This is a genomic window from Baaleninema simplex PCC 7105 (assembly GCF_000332355.1).
GTDB classification, from domain to species: domain Bacteria; phylum Cyanobacteriota; class Cyanobacteriia; order Cyanobacteriales; family Geitlerinemataceae; genus Baaleninema; species Baaleninema simplex.
This window is the reverse complement of the sequence record NZ_KB235958.1, coordinates 2,437,764-2,460,114: the sequence shown is the minus strand read 5'-3', so window position 1 is coordinate 2,460,114 and position 22,351 is coordinate 2,437,764. Positions and strand designations below refer to the sequence as shown.

The 22,351-nt window shown below is 52.6% G+C and carries 10 protein-coding genes; 6 read left to right on the top strand and 4 right to left on the bottom strand.

Going from position 1 to position 22,351, the window contains the following annotated elements; all coding sequences use genetic code 11:
- On the bottom strand, positions 1–3,706 hold a 3,706-nt coding region (locus tag GEI7105_RS30315), incomplete at its 3' end, for a beta-ketoacyl synthase N-terminal-like domain-containing protein (RefSeq protein ID WP_158413199.1).
- 383 nt (positions 3,707–4,089) lie between these two features.
- Positions 4,090–4,401, bottom strand: coding sequence for a hypothetical protein (locus GEI7105_RS37230; RefSeq protein WP_144053784.1), 312 nt, complete (start codon positions 4,399–4,401; stop codon positions 4,090–4,092).
- Positions 4,402–4,594: 193 nt separating this feature from the next.
- Between GEI7105_RS37230 and GEI7105_RS0112840 the strand changes: the two genes are divergently transcribed.
- From GEI7105_RS0112840 to GEI7105_RS0112820, 5 genes are all read left to right on the top strand, one after another.
- Positions 4,595–8,062 (top strand): non-ribosomal peptide synthetase, encoded by a 3,468-nt coding sequence (locus GEI7105_RS0112840; RefSeq protein WP_026097629.1) that lies wholly within the window; start codon positions 4,595–4,597, stop codon positions 8,060–8,062.
- A gap of 39 nt (positions 8,063–8,101) precedes the next feature.
- On the top strand, positions 8,102–12,691 hold the full coding sequence (locus GEI7105_RS0112835; RefSeq protein WP_017660861.1) for a type I polyketide synthase: 4,590 nt from the start codon (positions 8,102–8,104) through the stop codon (positions 12,689–12,691).
- 41 nt (positions 12,692–12,732) lie between these two features.
- A complete protein-coding gene (locus GEI7105_RS0112830; protein ID WP_017660860.1) occupies positions 12,733–13,575 on the top strand; it encodes a class I SAM-dependent methyltransferase in 843 nt (280 codons plus the stop codon).
- A 167-nt stretch (positions 13,576–13,742) separates the two neighbouring features.
- Positions 13,743–14,807 (top strand): LLM class flavin-dependent oxidoreductase, encoded by a 1,065-nt coding sequence (locus GEI7105_RS0112825; RefSeq protein ID WP_017660859.1) that lies wholly within the window; start codon positions 13,743–13,745, stop codon positions 14,805–14,807.
- A 206-nt stretch (positions 14,808–15,013) separates the two neighbouring features.
- Entirely contained in the window at positions 15,014–19,528 is a 4,515-nt protein-coding gene (locus GEI7105_RS0112820) for a non-ribosomal peptide synthetase family protein (protein WP_026097628.1), read from the top strand.
- Positions 19,529–19,746: 218 nt separating this feature from the next.
- On the opposite strand, the gene GEI7105_RS0112810 is transcribed toward GEI7105_RS0112820, so the two are convergent.
- Positions 19,747–20,328, bottom strand: coding sequence for an Npun_F5749 family FMN-dependent PPOX-type flavoprotein (locus GEI7105_RS0112810; RefSeq protein WP_017660857.1), 582 nt, complete (start codon positions 20,326–20,328; stop codon positions 19,747–19,749).
- Between the two features lie 270 nt (positions 20,329–20,598).
- Between GEI7105_RS0112810 and GEI7105_RS30310 the strand changes: the two genes are divergently transcribed.
- Positions 20,599–20,811: a hypothetical protein gene (locus GEI7105_RS30310; protein ID WP_017660856.1), complete on the top strand. Its 213-nt coding sequence runs from the start codon at positions 20,599–20,601 to the stop codon at positions 20,809–20,811.
- A 109-nt stretch (positions 20,812–20,920) separates the two neighbouring features.
- Here GEI7105_RS30310 and GEI7105_RS0112795 read toward each other — a convergent pair whose 3' ends face one another.
- A complete protein-coding gene (locus GEI7105_RS0112795) occupies positions 20,921–22,156 on the bottom strand; it encodes an RNA-guided endonuclease InsQ/TnpB family protein (protein ID WP_017660855.1) in 1,236 nt (411 codons plus the stop codon).
- Between the last annotated feature and the right edge of the window lie 195 nt (positions 22,157–22,351).

Below are 22,351 nucleotides of genomic sequence, written 5' to 3'. Positions count from 1 at the left end.
AGCGTTCCCGCATCCCCTCAATCTCCCCTTCGCCCCCCTGCATCCCCCCTTCGCCCCCCTTGGTAAGGGGGGTTGGGGGGGATTGGGGGATAATAGCGAGGCGATGTCGAAACGTGGTTCGGTGGGCGTTGGCGGTGTAACAGATATCGGCGAGATCGGTTTCCGGCGCAGTTTGGAGATGCGATCGCATCTTGAAGGCCAATTCCGTTAACGCCTCGCGTCGGTGGGCGGAAAGCATCAGCAGATGCAACGGGCGATCGCGGGTTGGGCGAGGCGGATCGATCGGACGAACTGGGGCTTCTTCTACGATGACATGGACGTTACTTCCGCCAAAACTGAAGGAACTGACCCCCGCCAAACGGCGTGGCGTTCGCGCCACCCACGGTTGATGCTGGGTGGAAATTTTGAAGGGCGTCCCCTCGAGGTCGATGAGGGGGTTGAGTTTCTGAAAATGCGGTTGGGCGGGAATTTCGCCGTGTTGGAGAACCAAAACTGTTTGGATGAGTCCGGCGATTCCCGCCGCCGCTTCCAAATGTCCGATATTGGCTTTTACCGATCCGATCCAACAGGTATCCTGGGGCGATCGCCCGGTGTTGAGAACGGCTTTGAGGGCGGACAGTTCGATAGGATCGCCGAGGGAAGTCCCCGTTCCGTGGGCTTGGACGTAGCCAATTTCATGGGGTTCGACTCCAGCGCGATCGAGGGCTTTACGCACCGCATCTCGTTGCGACATTCCGTTGGGGGCGGTGAGTCCGTTACTGCGTCCGTCTTGGTTGGTGGCGGTTCCGCGCAACACCGCTAAAATGCGATCGCCGTCCCGTTGGGCGTCGGACAGGCGTTTGAGAATCACCAATCCGCAACCTTCACTGCGAACGTAGCCGTCAGCCCGCGCGTCGAAGGTCTTACACCGACCGTCTGAGGCCATCATTCCCGCGTCGGAAAAGGCTAAATTCAAACGGGGGTTGAGAATAAGGTTTACCCCTCCGGCGATCGCGAGATCGCACTCTTGCAATCGCAGGTTTTGGGCGGCGGTGTGGACGGCGAGGAGAGACGCAGAACAGGCGGTGTCGATCGCCATACTCGGACCGCGTAAATCCAACCAATAAGACAGACGGTTGGCGGTGATGCTGTAGGCGTTCCCGGTTCCTGCGTAAGCGTCGATATTGTCGAAGTTCTCCAGTTGTAACCAACCATAGTCTTGAGAGGCGACGCCGACAAAAACCCCCGTTTCGCTTCCCACGAGGCTGTCGGGGCGAATTCCCGCGTGTTCTAAAGCGTTCCAAGTCACTTCCATCAACAGCCGTTGTTGGGGATCCATGCGAGTGGCTTCGCGGTGGGAAATCCCGAAAAACTCGGGATCGAAGCGATCGACGCCTTCGATAAATCCGCCTTGATGGACGCCTTTTTTATCGCGGGGGAAGCGATCGCGATCCCAGCGATCGCGCGGAACTTCACCGATGGCGTCTTTCCCCTGTTTGACGAGATCCCAAAATTCCTCGGGACTGGACGCACCGGGAAAACGACAACCCATCCCGATAATGGCGATCGCATCGGTGTCTGTCGAGGGAGAACGGGCGGGTTGAGAAGGCGTCGGATGTACCGTCGGCGTGGACTCTTCGACAGTCTCTTCCCCTGCGATGTGGCACGACAACCCTGCGATCGTGGGATAATTCCACAGAACAGTGGGCGTCAGCGATCGCGAAAATTCCGTTTCGAGTTCTGCAAGCAGTGCGATCGCCCCTTGCGAGGTCAACCCGTGATAGGCCAAGGATTGTTGCGTGTCGATGTCTTCTAAGGCAATATCGAGTTGACGGGCGAGTTTCTGTTTGAGCCAGGTTTCGACCTCGCTGGCGGAGAGTTGGCGATCGCTTTTTGGGGGTTCGGGCGGTTCTTGCAGTTTTTTCGTCACCGCCTCGATGTCAGAAGATAGCTGTAAAAACGATGTGCGATCGCGCGGGTCGTAACTCCACTCGCGAACGATATTTAAAGTACGGTTGAGGAATCCTTGGCGACAGGCTTGGCGTTGAATTTTCCCGCTGGAGGTTTTGGGAATACTCGCCGTTCTCAACAACAACACCGCATGGACGGGGAGATCGTGGTTTTGGGCGATCGCCTGACGAACCGTGGTAATAATAGAGTCTAAGTCGGGATGGCGAAGGGAAGTGCGCTCTAACTCCTGCGCCACCACCAACCGTTCTCGACCGTTGACGTCTACGGCGAAGGCTGCACCCGCCCCCAAGCGCAACCCCGGATGACAGGATTCGACGGTAGCTTCGATGTCCTGGGGATAGTAATTCGCGCCGTCGATAATCATTAAATCTTTTAACCGTCCGGTGACGAACAACGCCCCGGTGTCGTCGAGAAAGCCGAGATCTCCGGTTCGTAAAAATTCGCGATCGCCGCCGTCGGAGAGTTTGGCGTTAAACGTGGCTTCGGTAGCCTCTGCATTTTTCCAGTAACCTTGAGCGACGAGGGGACTATCGACCCAAATTTCCCCAACTTCGTAGGGAGGGAGTTGGCTGTGGGTGTCTGGGTGGACGATGGCGATTTCAGTCTCGAGAACTGGGCGACCGCAGGAGGCTAAGGTGAGACTGTCGGTGGTGTTGGGGTTGCAGGGAACGACACGATCGCGCGAGAGTTCTCCGGCGTCCACCGTCAGCGAAACGGGATTTTCGGATTTGGCGATCGCCGTGACTTTCAGCGTCGCTTCGGCCAAACCGTAAGCGGGACAATGGACGTTGGCGTCGAAGCCACAGTCGCCAAACGCCTCGGAAAACTTCGCCAACGTCGTCGGACGCACGGGTTCGGCCCCGTTCATCGCCATTTTCCAACACCTGAGATCGAGTTGCGATCGCTCGTCTTCCCCGATCTTCTGAACGCAGAGTTCGTAAGCGAAGTTGGGGGCGGCGGTGTGAGTTCCGCGATAGCGAGAGATGGCTTGCAACCAACGCACCGGACGCTGTAAAAACGCCACAGGTGCCATGACATAAGAGGGAATCCCCTGATAAATCGGCTGTAAAATCCCGTAAATTAAACCTAAATCGTGGAAAACCGGGAGCCAAGTGACGTTGACGCTCTCGGGGCTGTACTCCCAGGTTAAAGCTTGGTCGGCGCTGCAATAGAGTAAGTTCTCGTGACTCACCATCACGCCTTTGGGATGTCCCGTCGAACCGGAGGTGTATTGCAAAAAGGCCAGGGTGTCCCCAGATACGTCGGGAGGTTGCCAAAGTGCGCCGTCCCCCACACCGAACTCGTCGGTTCTGTACCACTGAATCCCTTGCAGGGCGGGAACTTTAGCCAGCCAAGGGGAAATCTGCGCCATCACGTCTTGGGTGGTGAGGGCGATCGCGGCGTCGGCGTCTTTGAGAACGGCTTGTAGGCGGTGCAGGTGATGGTTGCGTCGCGGGGGATACAGGGGAACGGCGATCGCTCCGGCGTACAAACAGCCGAAAAAGGCGGCGACGAACTCTAAACCGGGGGGATACAGCAACAACACGCGATCGCCCGGACGGTGAGAGGATTGTAATCGAGCGGCGATCGCCCGAGCCCGCGCGTCGAGAGCGGCGAAACTCCAGATATCCTGTTCGTCTTCGCCGTTGCGGAGGAAGGTAAACGCCGTGGCGTCGCCCTGGGTGCTGGCTCGTTCGCGTAAAAGATCGACCAGGGTCGAACGGGATTTTCTCGAACCGATTTGTTGAGGTTGCAACACTGTTATCTCCGTTGCTCGAGGTCAAAGGTTAGCGGTCGAATTTCTCGAAATTTCATGTCATACCCATTCCTCCCATTTCTCAGGCGCGATCGCGACCTAGAGAAACGAGATCGATTGGAATTTTTTTATGGAGTGCGTGGGTTTTCGATACGTCCCAAAAACCGGAAAGTCGAAAAGCGAAATTACGAACGAAGTCCGTTCGGTTTGGGGCGGGATCGCGTTAAAAACTTGCGATTACTAAAAATCTTGGCTAGGTCTCGTCGATTTTGCGAAACGGGGCATCCGAGTCGGTCAGCTTTGAGGAAGCCACAACCGCTCTCAGAGGTCTTGCAAGAATCTACCCCGATGATAATACTGGGTTCGATTCGCTTTTGCAATCCCTACAGATGACATCTTATATCATTTATAGAGCAGTTCGTCAGGCTGACACCGCTAAATTTACCGCGATCGCCGTTTGAAACTACGCTCTCATGGGAATGACAGAGAATCCCCGCGTTGGCTTTCCTCAGGTGCGATCGCGAAAGATTCCCAGTAATACAGCCATCTGTCACCGTTTCGCGTGGCGGTTGACTGAGGCGGAAACTCCTGTATTCTCGAAGACTGAAGCGCTGCGATCGCCCTCTATATCCTTCTCTAACACGATATCGCCATAAGGTTAGATAAGCCTGAGACTTCTTGAGATTCTCTTGCATTTGCTGAAGTGGCTGTGATATGCTACGCTCACGTTTTAGAAATTATTCTCAATAGCTGAAATCGCAATTGAAAGGAATTTGCGGTAACGTCGAGTCGATCTGCTCGACGCGCCTCCGTAAATTCGCCGAATCTCGCTCTCGGGACAACACCCAAACCCAGACCAAACGTAACTCGCATTCACTCAGGACAATTGTGAATTTACACTCACTTTTACGCTCGCTGTCGAGTCGTGGAATTCGGCTGTCTAAAATCGAGAATTCCTTACGAATTGACGCACCAAAAGGGGCATTAACTCCCGAACTTCGCGATTTATTAACTCAGCATAAATCAGAAATTCTCAAACGTTTAGAAACCCAAGATATAACGGCGATCGATCGCGAACTGCCCTCGATCGTCCCCGATCCGCAATCCCGTCACGATCCCTTCCCCTTAACCGATATGCAGCACGCCTTTTGGGTGGGGAGAAGTGGCATTTTAGAACTGGGGAACGTTTCAAATCACGGGTATTACGAAATCGAAGGCGGCGATCTCGACTGCGATCGCCTGGGCCGCACCCTGCAACAGCTCATCGCCAGACACGATATGTTGAGAGCTGTCGTACTCCCCGACGGACAGCAACAAATTCTCGAAACCGTTCCCCCGTATCAATTGCAAGTTTTGGACTTGCGCGAACGCACCGAAGACGCCGTCGCCAGCGAACTCGAAACCCTGCGTCAGTTCATGTCGCACCAAGTCATCCCGTCCGATCGCTGGCCGCTGTTTGACTTCCGCGTGACGCGCCTTCCCCAGCAGCGAGTGCGCTTGCACATCAGCTTCGACTTACTCGTATTCGACGCCTGGAGTCTGTTTCGGCTGTTTGACGAGTGGTTCCAACTCTACCAAAACCCCGAGTTAACCCTTCCTCCCCTAGAACTCTCCTTTCGCGATTACGCATTGGCGGAACGGGAACTTCTCAAAACCCCACTGTTCGAGCGATCGCAGAACTATTGGCGCGATCGCCTCGACAAACTACCGCCAGCCCCCGATTTACCCCTGGCGAAAAATCCCAAAGAGATCGAAAAACATCACTGTCGCCGCTACAACGCCAGCATTTCGCCAGAAAACTGGCAGCGACTCAAACAAAACGCCGCCACAGCTGGATTGACGCCATCAGGCGCGTTGTTGGCCGCCTTTTCCGAAATTATTGCCCGCTGGAGTAAAACCCCACAATTCACCATCAACTTGGCACTGTTCAACCGCTTACCGATGCACGAACAGGTCAACGATATTTTGGGTGATTTTACCTCCGTAACGCTGTTAGCGGTCGATCGCACTTCGGGAAATAACTTCCGCGATCGCGCCAGTGCCGTACAAACCCAGCTTTGGCAAGACTTAGAACATCGTTACTTTAGCGGCGTGCGCGTGACGCGGGAACTCTCCCGCCGCAACGGAACCCCACCGACAGCGATGCCTGTCGTGTTTACCAGTACCTTGGGATTCGCCAACGCCGGACAAGAAACCCGCACGTTCAGTCATTTCGGCGAGTTGGTGTACGGCATCAGCCAAGCCTCGCAAGCCTGGATGGACGTGCAAGTGTCCGAAGATCGCGACGCACTGTTGTTTAACTGGGATGTCGTCGAAGAACTGTTTCCCGAGGGGTTGGTGTCGGCGATGTTCGAGGCGTACTGTCGCTTACTCGATCGCCTGGCGACATCCGATGAAATCTGGAACGCGTCAGACTTGCACCTGTTACCCGAGGCGCAACTCGAACAGCGGAACGCCGTCAACGCCACCGATGCGCCGATTCCCGATGTCGTGTTGCAGGAATGGTTCGCCGAACGCGTGCGCCAGCAACCCGAAGCCGTGGCGGTTATTGCGCCGCAACGCCAACTGACTTATCGAGACTTGTTCGATCGCGCCAACTGTCTCGGACATCGCTTGCGAGATCTCGGTGCCACACCCAACCATCCGATCGCGATCGTTATGGAAAAAGGATGGGAACAAATCGTGGCGGTGATGGGAATTCTCATGGCGGGTGCGCCTTACGTTCCCATCGATCCGGGGTTACCTTCAGAACGGGTTGAATATCTTCTCGACAACAGCGAAGCGGCGATCGTCTTAACGCAATCTCGGTTGCGGGAGGCGTTACCGACGTTGGAATCTCGAAATTGTCTGTGTATCGATCGCGAACCCGTTGACGAAACCCTCGAACCCTTGAGTTGGGTACAGACTCCCGACGATTTGGCTTACGTCATTTATACCTCCGGTTCGACGGGATTGCCCAAAGGCGTCGAGATTACCCATCGCAACGTCGCCAACATGGTGCAGTCTACCAACCTGCGATTTCAGGTGAACCCAAGCGATCGCGCGATCGCCTTAACTGCACTCAATCACGACTTATCGGTATACGACATTTTCGGATTGCTGAGTGTTGGCGGTGCGATCGTGTTACCCGAGGCGGAGTTCGTCAAAGATCCCACCCATTGGATGGAGTTAATTCAGCAAAACGGGGTGACGTTGTGGAACTCGGTTCCCGCAATGATGGAGATGTTATCCAATACCTTAGACGATCGCCCTCCTGTGGATTTGTCGAGTTTGCGATTGGCAATTTTAGGCGGCGATTGGTGGCCGGTTTCCCTTCCCGATCGCATCCGCAGTTTCGCCCCGAACATCCAACTTCTGAGTATTGGCGGCCCGACTGAAACCACCGTTTGGAATATCGGCTATTCGATCGATCGCGTCGATCCGAACTGGACGAGTATTCCTTACGGAAAACCGATGGCAAACGCCAAATATTACGTCTTGAACGAGGCGTTAGAAGACTGTCCGATTTGGGTTCCCGGTCAACTCTATTGTTCCGGGGTTCAACTGGCAAAAGGCTATTGGAAAAATCCCGAAAAAACTGCCGAGAATTTCATCACTCACCCGCGCACCGGAGAACGGATTTATCGAACCGGCGATCGCGGACGATTTCTCCCCGATGGAAACCTGGAATTTTTGGGACGAGTCGATTTCCAAATCAAACTCCGAGGCTATCGCATCGAAGCCGGAGAAATTGAGTCGATATTAACTCAATATTATAGCATAAAATCGGCGATCTTGCAAGCGATCGGCACGGGACAAAAAGCCAAATTAGTGGCGTATCTCGTGGTTCGCGACGGAGAAGAAACCCCAGACGTGGAGGTTCTCACCCAATGGCTGAGCGGAAAGTTACCGGAATACATGATTCCCTCGGCGTTCCGATTTTTAGAAGCGTTACCGCTCTCGGCAAATGGAAAAGTCGATCGAAACGCCCTTCCGAAAGATGAAGCATCCTTCGAGAAAATCGAGGTCAGTTACGTTCCGCCTCAAAATGAAATCGAACAGGCGATCGCGGCGATATTTCAAGAGGTTTTAGATCTCGAAAAAGTGGGCATCAACGATAACTTTTTCGACTTGGGCGCGACCTCGTTGTTAATGACCTCGGTTTATCGGAAGCTTACGGGTATTTTGCCATCGGAGTCACCATCGTTTTCCTTGGTCGATTTATTTAAATATCCGACCGTGAAGCAGTTGTCGAAACAGTTGGGAAGTCCAGAAAACACCGAAGTCTTAACTTCTCAAAACCAGGAAGTCGAGACCAAACTCAATCGCGGTAAAAATCGGCTCAAACAGCGGTTTCAAAAATCGCGATCTGCATAAAAACTCTCCGTGTCCTCTGTGTCTCTGTGGTGAATCCCTATGAATTCAAACTACACCGGCTTAGAAATTGCCGTAATCGGTCTTTCCGGGCGGTTCCCCGGAAGCAAAACTCTCGAAGACTTTTGGAAAAACTTAGCCAACGGCGTCGAACTGGTGTCGCCCTTCAACAGTTCCGACAGCCAAACCCCACGGGCGGGATCGATACTAGAAGAAGTCGATCGCTTCGATGCAGACTTCTTCGGATTCAACCCTCGCGAAGCCGAAGTCATGGATCCCCAACATCGGCTGTTTCTCGAGTCGGCGTGGGAAGCCTTAGAACACGCGGGTTACAGTTCCCCCGAAGAAAAACGCGCGATCGGAGTGTTTGCGGGGGTGGGAATGGGAACCTACCTGTTGTATAACCTCAGCCCCAACCCAGACATCATCGAATCTCGGGGACTACTTTCGACGTTGGTAGGCGTGGATAAAGACTATCTCCCGACTCGCGTTTCCTATAAATTAAATCTCAACGGCCCCAGTGTCAGCGTGGGAACCGCCTGTTCGAGTTCTCTCGTCGCCGTTCACCTCGCCTGTCAGAGTTTGCTGAGTGGCGAATGCGATATCGCTTTGGGTGCGGGGGTTGCGGTGAAAGTTCCCCAAAGCGAGTTGACGCTCTCTCCCGATGAAATTGTCTCCTCAGACGGACACTGTCGCGCCTTCGATCGCAACGCCAACGGTACAGTCGGAGGAAACGGAATCGGGGTGGTGGTTCTCAAACGCCTCGAAGATGCGATCGCCGATCGCGATACCATCTATGCAGTCATCAAAGGCTCTGCAATCAACAACGACGGGGCGCAGAAAGTCGGTTACACCGCCCCCAGCGAAGACGGACAAACCCGCGTCATTCGCGCCGCGCAGATTATGGCGGAAGTGGAACCCGACAGCATTTCCTACATGGAAGCCCACGGAACGGGGACGGCGTTGGGAGATCCCATTGAAATCGCAGCCATGACGCAGGCGTTTCGCGCCAAAACCGATCGCAAAGGGTTCTGTCGCGTCGGTTCGGTAAAAACCAACGTGGGACATTTGGACGCAGCGGCGGGAATTGCGGGGTTGATGAAAACCGTTCTGGCGTTGCATCACAAACAGATTCCCCCCAGCATTAACTTTACCGAACCGAACCCTCAAATCGATTTCGAGAACAGTCCGTTTGTCGTCAATACAGAACTGACGGATTGGACTCGGAACGGAACGCCGCGACGTGCGGGGGTGAGTTCGTTTGGCTTCGGTGGAACCAACGTTCATATGGTGTTGGAAGAAGCCCCGACACCGGAACCGACGGAAACGCCAGTGCGTCCGCAACTGCTATCTCTGTCGGCGAAAACGGCGACGGCGTTGGAAAACGCCAGCGATCGCCTGGCGCAACATCTCAAAACTTCGCCGAATTTGAACCTCGGAGATGTCGCCTACACCTTGGATATGGGACGTTGGAAATTTCCCCATCGTCGGGTTTGGGTGGCGCAAACTGTCGAAGAAGCGATCGCGGGTTTGGAATCGGGAGGTTTGGTGACGGGAGAAGCGGCGGACAGTACACCGTCTGTTATCTTCATGTTCCCCGGTCAAGGCGCACAGTATCTCAACATGGGGCGGAAACTGTACGAGGCGGAACCGAGGTTTCGGCTTCGCTCAACCCATGGGTTTCGGGACGTTTGCGATCGCTGTTTCGAGATTCTGAAAACCCAACACCAACTGGATTTGAAATCGATTCTGTTTGGGGACAACTCAGAGAAACTTACCCAAACGGCGATCGCGCAACCGGCGTTGTTTGCGATCGAATACGCCCTCGCGCAACTGTGGATCTCTTGGGGCATCGTACCGAAATCGGCGATCGGTCACAGTATCGGCGAATACGTGGCTGCGTGCGTGGCGGGGGTGTTCTCCCTCGAAGATGCGTTGCGCGTGGTGGTAACGCGGGGACGGTTGATGCAGCAACAACCCCCTGGGGCGATGGTTACGGTACGCTCGTCAGTGGAAGCGGTACGTCCTTATTTAGATAAGTCGCTATCGGTTGCGGCGAGTAACAGTCCTTCGCTGACGACGGTTTCGGGAACTGTTGAAGATATCGAACAGTTGCGATCGCACTTGGCGGCGCAAGACATCGATTGCATTCCCCTCCATACTTCCCACGCCTTCCATTCTCCGATGATGGAAGGGGCGATCGCGCCGTTCGTCGAACAGTTGCAACAGGTGAAATTGAATCCGCCCCAGATTCCTGTGATCTCCAACGTTACGGGAACTTGGATGACGGAGGAACAGGCGACGAACCCGCAATATTGGGCGCAACAGTTGCGTCAAACGGTGAAGTTTGCGGCGGGAGTTGGGGAACTGCTGGCGGATTCTGAGGCGATTTTCCTTGAAGTCGGCCCCGGACGCACCCTCTGCACCCTCGCCAAGCAGCAAGCCCAGGAACAGACGATCCTTTCGTCGCTTCCCCACGTTAAAGATACCACCGACGAGTTAGCGTTTCTGTTGCAGACGTTAGGACAACTGTGGGTGAAGGGAATCGAAGTCGATCGCGAGGCGTTTTACGGCGATCGCGCGTATCGGCGAGTTCCGCTTCCGACCTATCCCTTCGAGCGTCGGCGTTACTGGATCGATCCTCCGGCATCTTTGGAGGATGGGCGCGTTACTTTAACGAAAAATACCGATCTAGGCGATTGGTTTTACGTTCCCTCGTGGAAACGGTCGTATCCCCCCCAACCCCCCTTAGAAAGGGGGGGGTCTTTGAGGGAGTCTTTGAGGAAGTCTTGGGTGGTGTTCGTAGACGATGCTGGGATGGGGACGGCGTTGTGCGATCGCCTGGAAAGCCTCGGACATCGCGTCGTCCGGGTCAAACCGGGAACCGTCTACAATCACAGTAGCGAAAATGTTTATACGATCGATCCCGGCGATCGCGACCATTACGACGCCTTGGTACGAGATTTAGAATTTCTAGGGCGATCGCCCGTTTTCGCCCATCTCTGGACGGTGTCGGAGGATTTAGCCTCGGAAGACGCCAAAACTCTCGGTTTTTACAGTCTGTTGTATTTGGCGCAGGCGTTGGGACAAAGTCACGCCGAACGATTCCATCCTCTCTGCGTTCTCTCGAGTCAAGTGCAGGAGGTGACGGGAACGGAATCTCTCTGTCCTGAGAAAGCCACGATTCTCGGCCCCTGTCGGGTGATTCCCCAAGAGTTCGCCAATTTGACTTGCGCCCATCTCGATGTGGTGGTTGCGGATTTCGAGGAAAATCGGGAGAAGTTTATCGATCGCCTGATTGGAGAAATGCTGACTCAGGCGGCGAAACCCGCCGAAGATACGGTGGCGGAAACTCTCGCCTATCGCGGAAACTATCGCTGGGAACCGAGTTATGAGGCGGTTCGGTTGGACGCCAGCGCCCCGAAATCGGTGTTTCGTCCCGGTGGAACCTACCTGATTACTGGAGGAATGGGGGGAATTGGACTGGCGATCGCCGAATTTCTCGCCGAAACTGTCGGGGCGAATTTGGTTCTTTTGGGTCGCTCTGCCTTCCCCGAACGTGAAGTTTGGGATAGCTACGTCGCCCAGGAAGATGCTTCCAGTCAAATAGTTTCCAAAATTCGCAAAATGCAAGCGATCGAGGCACTGGGGTCGAAATTGCTGGTATTGAGTGCAGATGTGGGCGATCGCACTCAGATGCAAACAGCGATCGATCGCGCGCGGGAAGTCTTCGGCGAAATTCACGGCGTCTTCCACACCGCAGGCGTCGCCGGTGGGGGCATTATTCCCCTGAAAACCCGCGACATGGCGGAGACGGTGATGCGTCCCAAAGTCGAAGGAACGCAAATTCTCGATAGCTTGTTCCAAGATACGCCCCTCGATTTTCTCCTGTTATTTTCCTCCCTCAGTGCCTTAGTCGGCGGTGCGGGACAGGTGGATTACTGCGCGGCGAACGCTTATCTCGATGCAGTGGCGCGAGAGCGATCGACGCGGTGCGATCGCCCCACAATTTCCATCGATTGGGATATCTGGCAAGAGGTGGGAATGAGCGTCGAATCGGGACATCTCCCCGAAACTCGCCTCGCGGCGGGGATTTCGCCCCGTGAAGGCGTCGAGGCGCTAACGCGAGTGTTGCAACGGGGACTCGATCGCGCCGTCGTCTCTACGAAAGACTTGCAAGGGGTTCTCGCCGAACACCACGATTTGAGCCTGATGGCGGAGGCGATGGCACCGGAACCCGCCCAAACCGTGAAATCGACGCACCAACGCCCCGCCCAGTCTACGGAGTACGTGGCACCGCGCAACGACATCGAAGCGGCGATCGCGCAACTTTGGCAAGAACAACTGGGAATCGAAGCGGTTGGCGTAGAAGACAACTTCTTCGAACTCGGGGGACATTCGCTGTTGGCGGTGCGGGTGATGTCGCAGTTGCGCGATCGCTATCCTGTCGATTTGTCTTTGCGGGCGTTGTTGTCGGAAACTCCCACTGTGGCGGGATTAGCCAGTGCGGTGAGCGAACAGTTAGCGCAGCAGGAAGAGACGGAGGAGTCTGAGGAAGCGGCGCAACTCCTGGCAGAAATTGAAAATCTGTCTCTCGAGGAAGTGCAAGCGCAACTGGCGCGAGAAGGCTAAGTTTTGTTGTTTTCTAAGCGAAATTAAGGAAGTTTAAAACCATGACGATCGATCGCATAGAATCTGCCGAACAGCTTACGGGCGTGGCGGAAACGTTGATGATTACCCTTTACGCGCGTTATCTGGAAACGCAGCGATCGGATCGAGTGTTTCGCGATCCGAAAGCTGTCGCCATTGTCGAGCGAACCCGCTATAACTTTGAAAAATATGCCAAAGGGTGGGCGTCGCAATTGGGGGTTGTGATTCGCGTGCGGGAGTTCGATCGCCTGGTGACAAACTTCCTGAAGCGGTATCGAGGGGCAACTGTTATCAATTTGGGCTGTGGACTTTGTACGCGGTTCGAGCGCGTCGATAACGGTTCTGTCTGTTGGTACGATGTCGATTTTCCTGAAGTCATCGAGTTTCGGCGCAAGTTTTTTAAAGAGAGCGATCGTAATCGTTTTATGGCGACGTCAATCTTAGAGTTTGCGTGGCTCGATGACATTAAAATTTCTCCCCAACAGCCGGTTTTAATTGTCATGGAAGGTGTTTCCATGTATTTGACGGAGGAAGAAAACCGAGCGATCGTCTCGCAGCTTCAAGCCCGATTTCCCCAGGCTGAATTTGTTTTCGATGTCATTAGTTCGTCTCTGGCAAAGCGCACCAAAATTCACGATACGGTGTCTCAAACGGATGCTGAATTTCAGTTCGGGATCGATCGCGGGCGAACTTTGGAATCTTGGGGAGAGGGAATCGCTCTTGAGAACGAAATTTACTACTTGGAACAGTATCCACACTATCCTAAACGGCTTCCTTGGTGGGCAAAATTGCTGTCTCCAGCTCTCTTACTTTTGTTCAAAAATAACGGTCGCATTTTGCATCTGAAATTCTCCTCGAATCGTTAATAATTCGAGCGGTAGGGTGGGCATCGCCCACCATTGGAAGGAAGAATTTTTTGAAGTAGCGGTAGGGTAGGCATCGCCCACCATTGAAAAGAAGAATTTTTTGAAGAAATACCGGTGGGTATTGTCCACCCTACATCTATCTCTTTGTTGAAATTTAGAAACAACTCATGGATTTTAGTCTCTTTTACTTTTCTGGAAACGGTTCGACTGTTTCTCGCGACAAATATCGCTTGTTACTCGACGGAGCAAAATTTGCCGATCTCAACGGGTTTTCTGCTGTTTGGGTTCCCGAACGTCATTTCGACGCTTTTGGTGGTTTGTACCCCAATCCTTCTGTCGCTGGAGCTGCGATCGCCACGGTAACGGAACGCATTCAAATTCGTTCGGGAAGCGTCGTCATTCCGCTACAAAATCCCCTGCGAGTCGCCGAAGAATGGTCGATGGTAGACAACCTTTCAAACGGTCGCGTCAGCCTTTCTTTTGCACCGGGTTGGCATCCCAACGATTTCGTGTTTTACCCGGAAAAATTCGAGAACAAAAAAGAAATTATGTGGCGCGACATTGAAGTGATTCGACAACTTTGGCGCGGCGAAGCGATCGCTCTTCAAAACGGCGCAAACAAAACCATTTCAGTTCGTACGTTTCCTCGTCCCCTTCAGCCCGAAATTCCCATTTGGATCACTGCTTTATCTGACCAAACCTTTATCGATTCGGGTAAAATTGGCGCGAACATTTTAACTTCGCCCCTGTACCAGAGTTTAGATGACATTTTGCGGAAGGTTTCACTCTACCGTCAATCTTTAGAAAAACACGGTCGCGATCCCAATTCTGGCAAGGTGGCGTTAATGGTTCACACCTTCATCGGCGAAAATCTCGACCTCGTGCGCCAGCGGGTTAAAACGCCGTTTAAAAACTACTTAAAAACCCATTTCGACTTGGTAGTTAAATCAGCGGGAGACCTCTGGGCGTCAGTCGATCCTGAAAAGTTGACGCCTCGAGATTTGGAAGATTTACTCGATTTTAGCTTTGAAACCTATCTCAACGGTAAAGTTTTGATCGGAACTCCCGAAACCTGCAAACAGAAAATCGACTTACTTCAGCAAGCTGGGGTTGATGATGTGGCGGCGTTAATTGACTTTGGTGTTGAGTTCGATTGGGTGATGGAAAGCCTACACCATCTCAATCAAATTAAACAAGATTTTGTCACGTCTAAATCTGCGATCGCCGTCTAATTTTTCAAAACTTTGCTCTAAAACGGAATTTCCAAATTTTTGGGGATCTAGAGAGACTCAACGGGTGCATTTCAAAAATGTAAATTCATCGAATACAAGCTTCTGTACTCGCTCGATCGGCTGTTGGGTTTCACCCAACCTACTCAGATCTTCATGTTTTTACATCTATTGAGATGCGCCCGACTCAACGTTATTTTTTTCAAACCATGACCGATCTTTCTCAACGCATTGCTAACCTTTCTCCTGAAAAACAAGAACTTTTAAAACGCCTGCTTCAAAAAAAGAAAAATAGATCGAATTCTTCTTCTCTCAAAATTCCGAAACGAGAGCGATCGCCAGTTTCCAACACCATCGAACACTGTCCCGTCTCCTTCGCCCAGCAGCGGATGTGGTTTCAAGATCGCTTGGGGATTAAAAGTGCTGTTTCTAACAATATTTCGACCTTCTTAAAAATTTTCGGTTCCCTCAACGTTCCCGCCTTAGAAGCCAGTATTCAAGAAATCGTGCGGCGTCACGAAATTTTGCGGACGACGTTACAAAATAAAAACGGGGAACTCGTACAAGCGATCGCTCCCGAAATCCAGTGGAAATTACCCGTTCTCGACTTGCGATCGCTCTCCCCCAGCCAACAAGACGAACGAGTGCGCGAAATCGGTATTCAACAGGCGTGTCAACCCGTCAAATTAGATAAAGATTGGTGTTGGAACGTCCAACTTTTTCGACTCGACAACACCAACCATACCTTAGTTTTAACCCTACATCATATCGCCGTCGATGCTTGGTCGATCGGCGTCTTTTTCCGCGAACTCAGTGCGTTGTATGGGGCATTTTCTCAAGGGAAACCTTCGCCACTTCCCGAACTCTCCGTCCAATACGCCGACTTTTCCAATTGGCAACGACAGTATTTTCAAGGAGATAGTCTCGATCGCGAACTCAGCTATTGGAAACAAACCTTAAAAAACGCCCCCGATGTTTTACAACTTCCCAGCGATCGCCCTCGCCCCACGGTTCAATCGTTTACCGGAAAAACTCTCTCGTTTTTACTTCCAAAAACCCTGGTTGACGGACTGAAAACTCTATCTCAACAAGCAGAAACCACCCTGTTTACCACATTGTTGGCGGGATTGCAAACCCTGTTATTTCGCTACACCAGCCAGGAAGACATTCTCGTGGGTTCTCCCATCGCCAACCGCCACCAACCGGAAGTCGAATCGTTAATCGGCTGTTTTATCAACACCCTGGTTTTCCGATCCGATTTGTCGGGAAATCCCAGTTTTCGCCAACTCCTCGATCGCGTCAAGCAAACGGTTCTCGGGGCGTTAGCCCATCAAACTCTACCCTTTGAAACCCTCGTAGACAAACTCCACCTGACGCGAAACATCGCCTACGCCCCACTGTTTCAGGTGATGCTGGTGTTGCAAAATGCGTTTTCGATCGAGAATATCGAACTTCCGGGGTTAAATGTCAGCCATTCGCGCATCGACAATCAAACCGCCCAATTCGATCTGACCTTTCACCTCGTCGAAGCCGACATCGGACTGATCGGAAAATTAGAATACAACACCGATCTCTTTGACGAAACGACGATGCTTCGGCTGTTGGGACATTTCCAAACCCTGTTGAACGCCGCGATCGCCGAACCCAATACGTCTATTTTAGACCTGCCCATTTTAACCCCGACCGAAGCACAACAGATTCTGTCGAAACAACCGCCAACCCTTCTCGAAATCCCTCAAGGTTGCATTCACCAGTTATTCGAGGCGCAAGTTCAAAAAACCCCCGACGCGATCGCCCTCGTGTGCGGCGATCGTCAACTCACCTACCGCGATCTCGATCGCCAAGCTAACCAATTCGCCCGCTATCTTCAAAAACAGGGAATTCAACCCGAATGCTTAGTGGCGTTGTGTTTAGAACGGTCGATCGATCTGTTCGTGGGACTGTTGGGTATCCTCAAAGCAGGCGGGGCTTACGTTCCCCTCGATCCGGCGTACCCCAGCCAACGCCTCGAAACCATCTTATCCGACGCGCAACCGTCGGCGATCGTCACGCAAACCTCCCTCATCGACCAGTTCGATCGCACCAACGCGATCGCCTTAGACGCCAACAGAGACGCGATCGCCGCAGAATCCCCAGAACCGCCCAACGTTCCCGTCAATTCAGATCGTCTCGCTTACGTCATTTATACCTCCGGATCGACCGGAACCCCCAAAGGCGTCGCCGTCGAACATCGATCGCTGGTGAACTTCACCGAAGCCGCTGGCGAGGAATACAATATTTCAGACCGCGATCGCGTGTTACAGTTCGCCACCCTCGGATTCGACACGGCGATCGAAGAAATCTTTCCCGCTTTGACGCGAGGGGCGACGTTAATTCTGCGAAGCGATCGCTGGTTGGGGTCGATGTCGGGATTTCTCAACGCCTGTCGCCAGCACAACATCACCGTCCTCGACTTACCGACTGCATTTTGGCATCAACTGGCCGCAGATATCGCCACCGAACGCCTCACCGTCCCCGATTCCCTGCGTTTGGTGATTATCGGCGGTGAAAAAGCCCTCGGCGATCGCCTGGAACTGTGGCAAAATTGCGTATCGCCGCAAGTGCGCCTCGTCAACAGCTACGGCCCCACCGAAGCCACCGTCGTTACCACCACCGTCGAGTTCTCCCAACTCTCCCTCGAGAACCGCAGCGGACGAGAACTTCCCATCGGAACCCCCATTCGCAACGCCACCACCTACGTCCTCGATCCCTGTCTCAAACCCGTTCCCCTAGGAATTCCCGGCGAATTGTACATCGGTGGGGCGGGAATCGCACGGGGCTATCTCAACCGCCCCGATTTGAACGAACGAACCTTTATTGACGATCCGTTTAGTTCCGTTCCGGGGGCGCGTTTGTACAAAACCGGCGATCGCGTTTGTCTGCGAGAAGACGGAAATTTGGAGTTTCTCGGACGCATCGACAACCAGGTCAAAATCCGAGGTTTCCGCATCGAACTCGGCGAAATCGAGGCGGCGTTGAACCAACACCCCGACATTCAAACCAGCGTGGTTCTCGATCGCGACATCTGCGAGGGCGATCGCCAACTCGTCGGGTACATCGTCCCCAACTCCGACGCGACGCCGACGACGCCGCAACTGCGCCGCTTCCTTGAAAAGCGCCTGCCCAAATATATGGTTCCCGCCGCCTTCGTGACCCTAGACGCCTTACCCATCAACGTTCACGGCAAAATTGACCGTCAGGCACTTCCGGCTCCAGAACCGGCAAATATGGCGGTTATAGACAACTTCGTAGCGCCGCAAACCCCGACGGAAGTGGCGATCGCCGAAATTTTTGCGGCGGTGTTGGGGGTCGATCGCGTGGGACGTTACGACGACTTTTTCGAGTTAGGGGGACATTCGCTGTTGGCGACGAAACTGTTAACCCGCGTCAGTTCGACGTTACAGGCGGAACTAACCCTCGTGGATCTTTTCGAGTCGCCGACGGTAGCGGGGTTAGTCGAACGGTTGGAAAACCGCAATTCTGCAACGTCGCAACTGGATTTAGAGAAAGAAGTAGCCTTAGATGCAGCGATCGCAGCCCCCAATGCTGAGTTTCAGTGGGTGGAAACGCCCCAACAGGTATTTTTAACGGGTTCGACGGGCTTTTTAGGGGCGTTTTTGTTGGCCGAACTTCTGCAAAACACCCCAGCCACGGTGTATTGTTTGGTTCGCGCCTCTGACGAAACCCTCGCACAACAGCGCGTTCGACGCAATCTCGAAAATTATCAACTCTGGAACGACCGTTTTAGCGATCGCATCGTTGCGGTTCCCGGCGATCTCTCGCAACCTCGTTTGGGATTGGCGATCGCGCAGTTTTCCGATCTCGCCGCTTCCATCGATACGATCTATCACAACGGCGCGTTAGTCAACTCTGTCTATCCCTATTCTGCCCTCAAAACCATTAACGTCTCGGGAACTCAAGAAGTGTTGCGGTTCGCGAGTCAGACGAAACTGAAAGCCGTTCACTTCATCTCGTCGCTGTCGGTGGTGCATTCCCCCAGTTATCTCGATCGCGAGGTGGTAACGGAAGCCGACGGATTCGATCGCTGGCGAGGCTTGTTCAACGGTTACGCTCAAAGTAAATGGGTCGCCGAACAAATCGCTCAAATCGCGCGATCGCGGGGAATTCCCGTCTGTATTTATCGCCCCGGCGTCATTTCCGGACACAGTCAAACGGGAGTTTGCAACACCCAAGATTTCCTCCATACTTTACTTAAAGGCTTCGTCCAATTACAAAGCGCCCCCGATGTCGATGCAGTGTGGGATTTTACCCCCGTCGATTACGTCAGTCAGGCGATCGTCCACCTCTCTCGACAACCGGAAAACCGCGATAAAGTCTTCCATTTAACCAACCCGAAACCGCTCCAGTTGAGGGCGTTAATCGAAGCGATTTCTTCCTTTGGCTATCCTCTCCAACAGATGGCTTACGAACCCTGGCGATCGCGCTTAGAAGCGTTCGTCCAGCAGTCGCACTCTCAACGATGGAAATCTTTACTTCCGATTTTTCCGAAAACTCTGTCTGAGGAGCTTTTGCAAGTGGTCAAATTGAGGTTTGACTGTCAAAATACCTTGCAAGGATTGAAAGATACTGCGATCGCTTGTCCGCCAGTCGATCGCCAGTTATTAAAAACCTACTGGACGTATCTCATCGATCGCGGCTTTTTAGACTCTCCGAAATCTGTCTAGGTTTCACGTCCCCAAAAAACTGGCATTTTAAAGGCATAAGATTCCTGGCATCTTCAAGATACCGGGAATCTCGATAGTCAATAAAGATCTGATACAGAATCCGCATTTCAAATACTGATTTTTCCCAATCCGACAAGCCTCTCTCTGTGTTCTCTGTGTCTCTGTGGTGAAGCGTATAGAAAAATTGCCATTTTCCGAAACCCAATTTTGACCGTTTCTCAAGGATTGACTTCCCGTTCTGTCCAACCTCCATCGGGTTGGCGATCGTAAATCCAGCGGTTTTGAGGATTACCGCGTAACGTCAGGAAATCGACGCAGTAGGGATCGAGAAGCAGCAAACAAAAGCTGTCGAGGGGAGTTTTCGGGTTCGGGGGGTCTACCTCAAACGCTTCAGACGGCGATCGCACCTCTCCCGATCTCGGCCACGCAAATCCCGATCGCGCGTTGTCGGATAGGTTTTCCCAAACCTGTCGTCTCGCGGCTTGTAACTCCTCGTCAGCACTCTCGAAGTTCGCGATTTCTAGGGTTCCTTGAAGGCGAAACTGGTCGCGAGTTTTGGGGAAATACCAGCAGGCTTCGGCGTGGGTGTTATGCTGGATTTGAACGATTTTTGCGCTGCGATCGTCTGTCACGATTTGCAGGCGATCGCACTTCTCTTGAAACCCTCGAAATACCACAGTTCGATTGGCTGGAGTTCCGTCTTGACGAACGGTCGCCAGTTGAAAATATCGCGAATAAACTAAGCTACGATTTCGATGGAGTGCGCCCGATAAATGGGTTCGCCAAGGAGCTAGAGTCATGACAATCGATCGTTCGAGAAAATACTATAGCAATCCTAAATCAGTTGTGTAACAAAATTGAAGGGAACGGGGAACGGGGAATCAGATTTTTTCGAGTGTTTTAATTTTTGACGACTCATTTGGGACTGCTATAAAATAAATTTGGAGATCGCGATCGTATTTTGAAATTTAAATTCGACAAATTTAAGTAATTATTTCATGATAACATAAATTTAAATTTTTTGCAGAGTTTTTGCAAAAATAAACCCATAAAATTGGAGTTTTCATCCGATGACTGTCCGAGCCATTTATGAAGCCGCCAAAATTGAAAGTGCAGCATCTCCTTACGATACTCTCAATCTTAAAATCTTCTATCCCGCTTGCCTGCCAGACGACGAGCGATCGCGAAATTTAGGCATCGTTCCCGCCGACGACAAAAACGCCCCGTTTCCCGTCGTGATTTTCTTCAACGGCATTAATTGCAGTCCCGAAGTCTATCAATAGCTGGCGGTAAAACTTGCCGAACGAAAATTTGTCGTCGTTACATTTTCTTGGGTAGCGGAAAACATACCGGGAATGGTGGCGTTGACACCCGGCGTCGATTTGACACTCCTCAGCTATCACGGCGTGAGGATTCTTCCTTCAGCGATCCGACTTGCTCTGACAGGTTTGCACCAGCCAAAGTAGCGGTCAAATCTCCAGAAGCGTTCACCTCGACTGCGCTCGGTGAGCGAAGCCGAACCAAAGTTCCGGTATGCCCTACCGTACTCAAGGCAGCGTTCAGGATGTTGATGGCTGCGTTGTGGTCTCTATCTAACTCACACCCACACTGACAAACGTGAGTTCGAGTCGAGAGACTTTTCTGGACCACCGTGCCGCAACTCGAACAGGCTTGGCTGGTATAGGCAGGTTCGACCGCAACGGTTATCCTGCCAAACTTTTCTCCAAACTGTTCCAACCACTTCCTGAACTGATACCAACCTGCATCGTGAATCGACTTGGCGAGACAGTGGTTCTTGACTAGATTCCGTATCCTCAAATCTTCGTAGGCCACCAGATCGTTAGATCGGATTACGCAACGCGCCAGTCTCTTGGCGTGTTCTTCACGTTGCCGACTTATTTTGAGGTGAACTCGTCCAAGTCGATTGACGGCTTTTTTTCGGTTGGCAGAGCCTTTCTGTTTTTTGCCCACCCTTCGGTGAGCGCGTTTCAGCTTTTTCTCAGCGTTTCGGTAAAACCTCGGATTCGGTTCGCATTCTCCGTTTGAATCGGTGTAGAACTCCTTGAGTCCGACATCCAACCCCACGGTATTTCCTGACGGTTCGAGTGTTTCTCGAACCTCGACACTAACGCAGAACTGTGCGTAGTAACCGTCAGCCCTGCGAACCAGTCGAACCCGTTTAATTTGTTCTGTACTGTAAAACGCCAAATCCCAAGTTCCAACCAGTTTTAGTCGTCCTATATTTTTCTTATCCGTAAAGACAATATGCTTGGGGTCGAGTAACTTCCAACCTGAAGTTTTGTACTCGACAGAACGACTGTTTTTCTTGAACTTGGGATATCCTTTGTGTCCAGGAACAGACTTGCGACAGTTCTCGAAAAAACGAGAAATTGCCGACCAAGCGCGTTCGGCTGAGGCTTGACGAGCCGTGCTGTTGAGTTCTCGGGCAAAGCCATACTCTCGAGCCAGGACTCGACAGTATTTGTTGAGGTCGTATTTGTTAACACCTCGGTTATCTATCCAATAGCGCAGTGCCTTGTTGCGAACGAACTGTGCGGTTCGGATCGCTTCGTCAATCGCTGCGTATTGGTGGGGTTTACCTTTGACTTTGAACTCGAGAACAAGCATCGTCGTTTGACTTGATTGTTCTGAATATTTTAGCACAAAAAACAGGATTGTCAAAAGCCGCCCTAGAAGGCTTGCCCTGCTCGCACTGCTTGCACTGCTTGCACTGAGCTTGTCGAAGTGAGCTTGTCGAAGTGAGCTTGTCGAAGTGAGCTAAGTCGAAGGCTTGCCCTGAGCCAAGTCGAAGGGGGCGGGGTT

Coding starts and splice junctions, on each gene's coding strand:
- GEI7105_RS30310 (WP_017660856.1), top strand. CDS start 20,599: ATGACTGTCCGAGCCATTTATGAAGCCGCCAAAATTGAAAGTGCAGCA.
- GEI7105_RS0112810 (WP_017660857.1), bottom strand. CDS start 20,328: ATGACTCTAGCTCCTTGGCGAACCCATTTATCGGGCGCACTCCATCGA.
- GEI7105_RS0112825 (WP_017660859.1), top strand. CDS start 13,743: ATGGATTTTAGTCTCTTTTACTTTTCTGGAAACGGTTCGACTGTTTCT.
- GEI7105_RS37230 (WP_144053784.1), bottom strand. CDS start 4,401: ATGCAAGAGAATCTCAAGAAGTCTCAGGCTTATCTAACCTTATGGCGA.
- GEI7105_RS0112830 (WP_017660860.1), top strand. CDS start 12,733: ATGACGATCGATCGCATAGAATCTGCCGAACAGCTTACGGGCGTGGCG.
- GEI7105_RS0112820 (WP_026097628.1), top strand. CDS start 15,014: ATGACCGATCTTTCTCAACGCATTGCTAACCTTTCTCCTGAAAAACAA.
- GEI7105_RS0112795 (WP_017660855.1), bottom strand. CDS start 22,156: ATGCTTGTTCTCGAGTTCAAAGTCAAAGGTAAACCCCACCAATACGCA.
- GEI7105_RS0112835 (WP_017660861.1), top strand. CDS start 8,102: ATGAATTCAAACTACACCGGCTTAGAAATTGCCGTAATCGGTCTTTCC.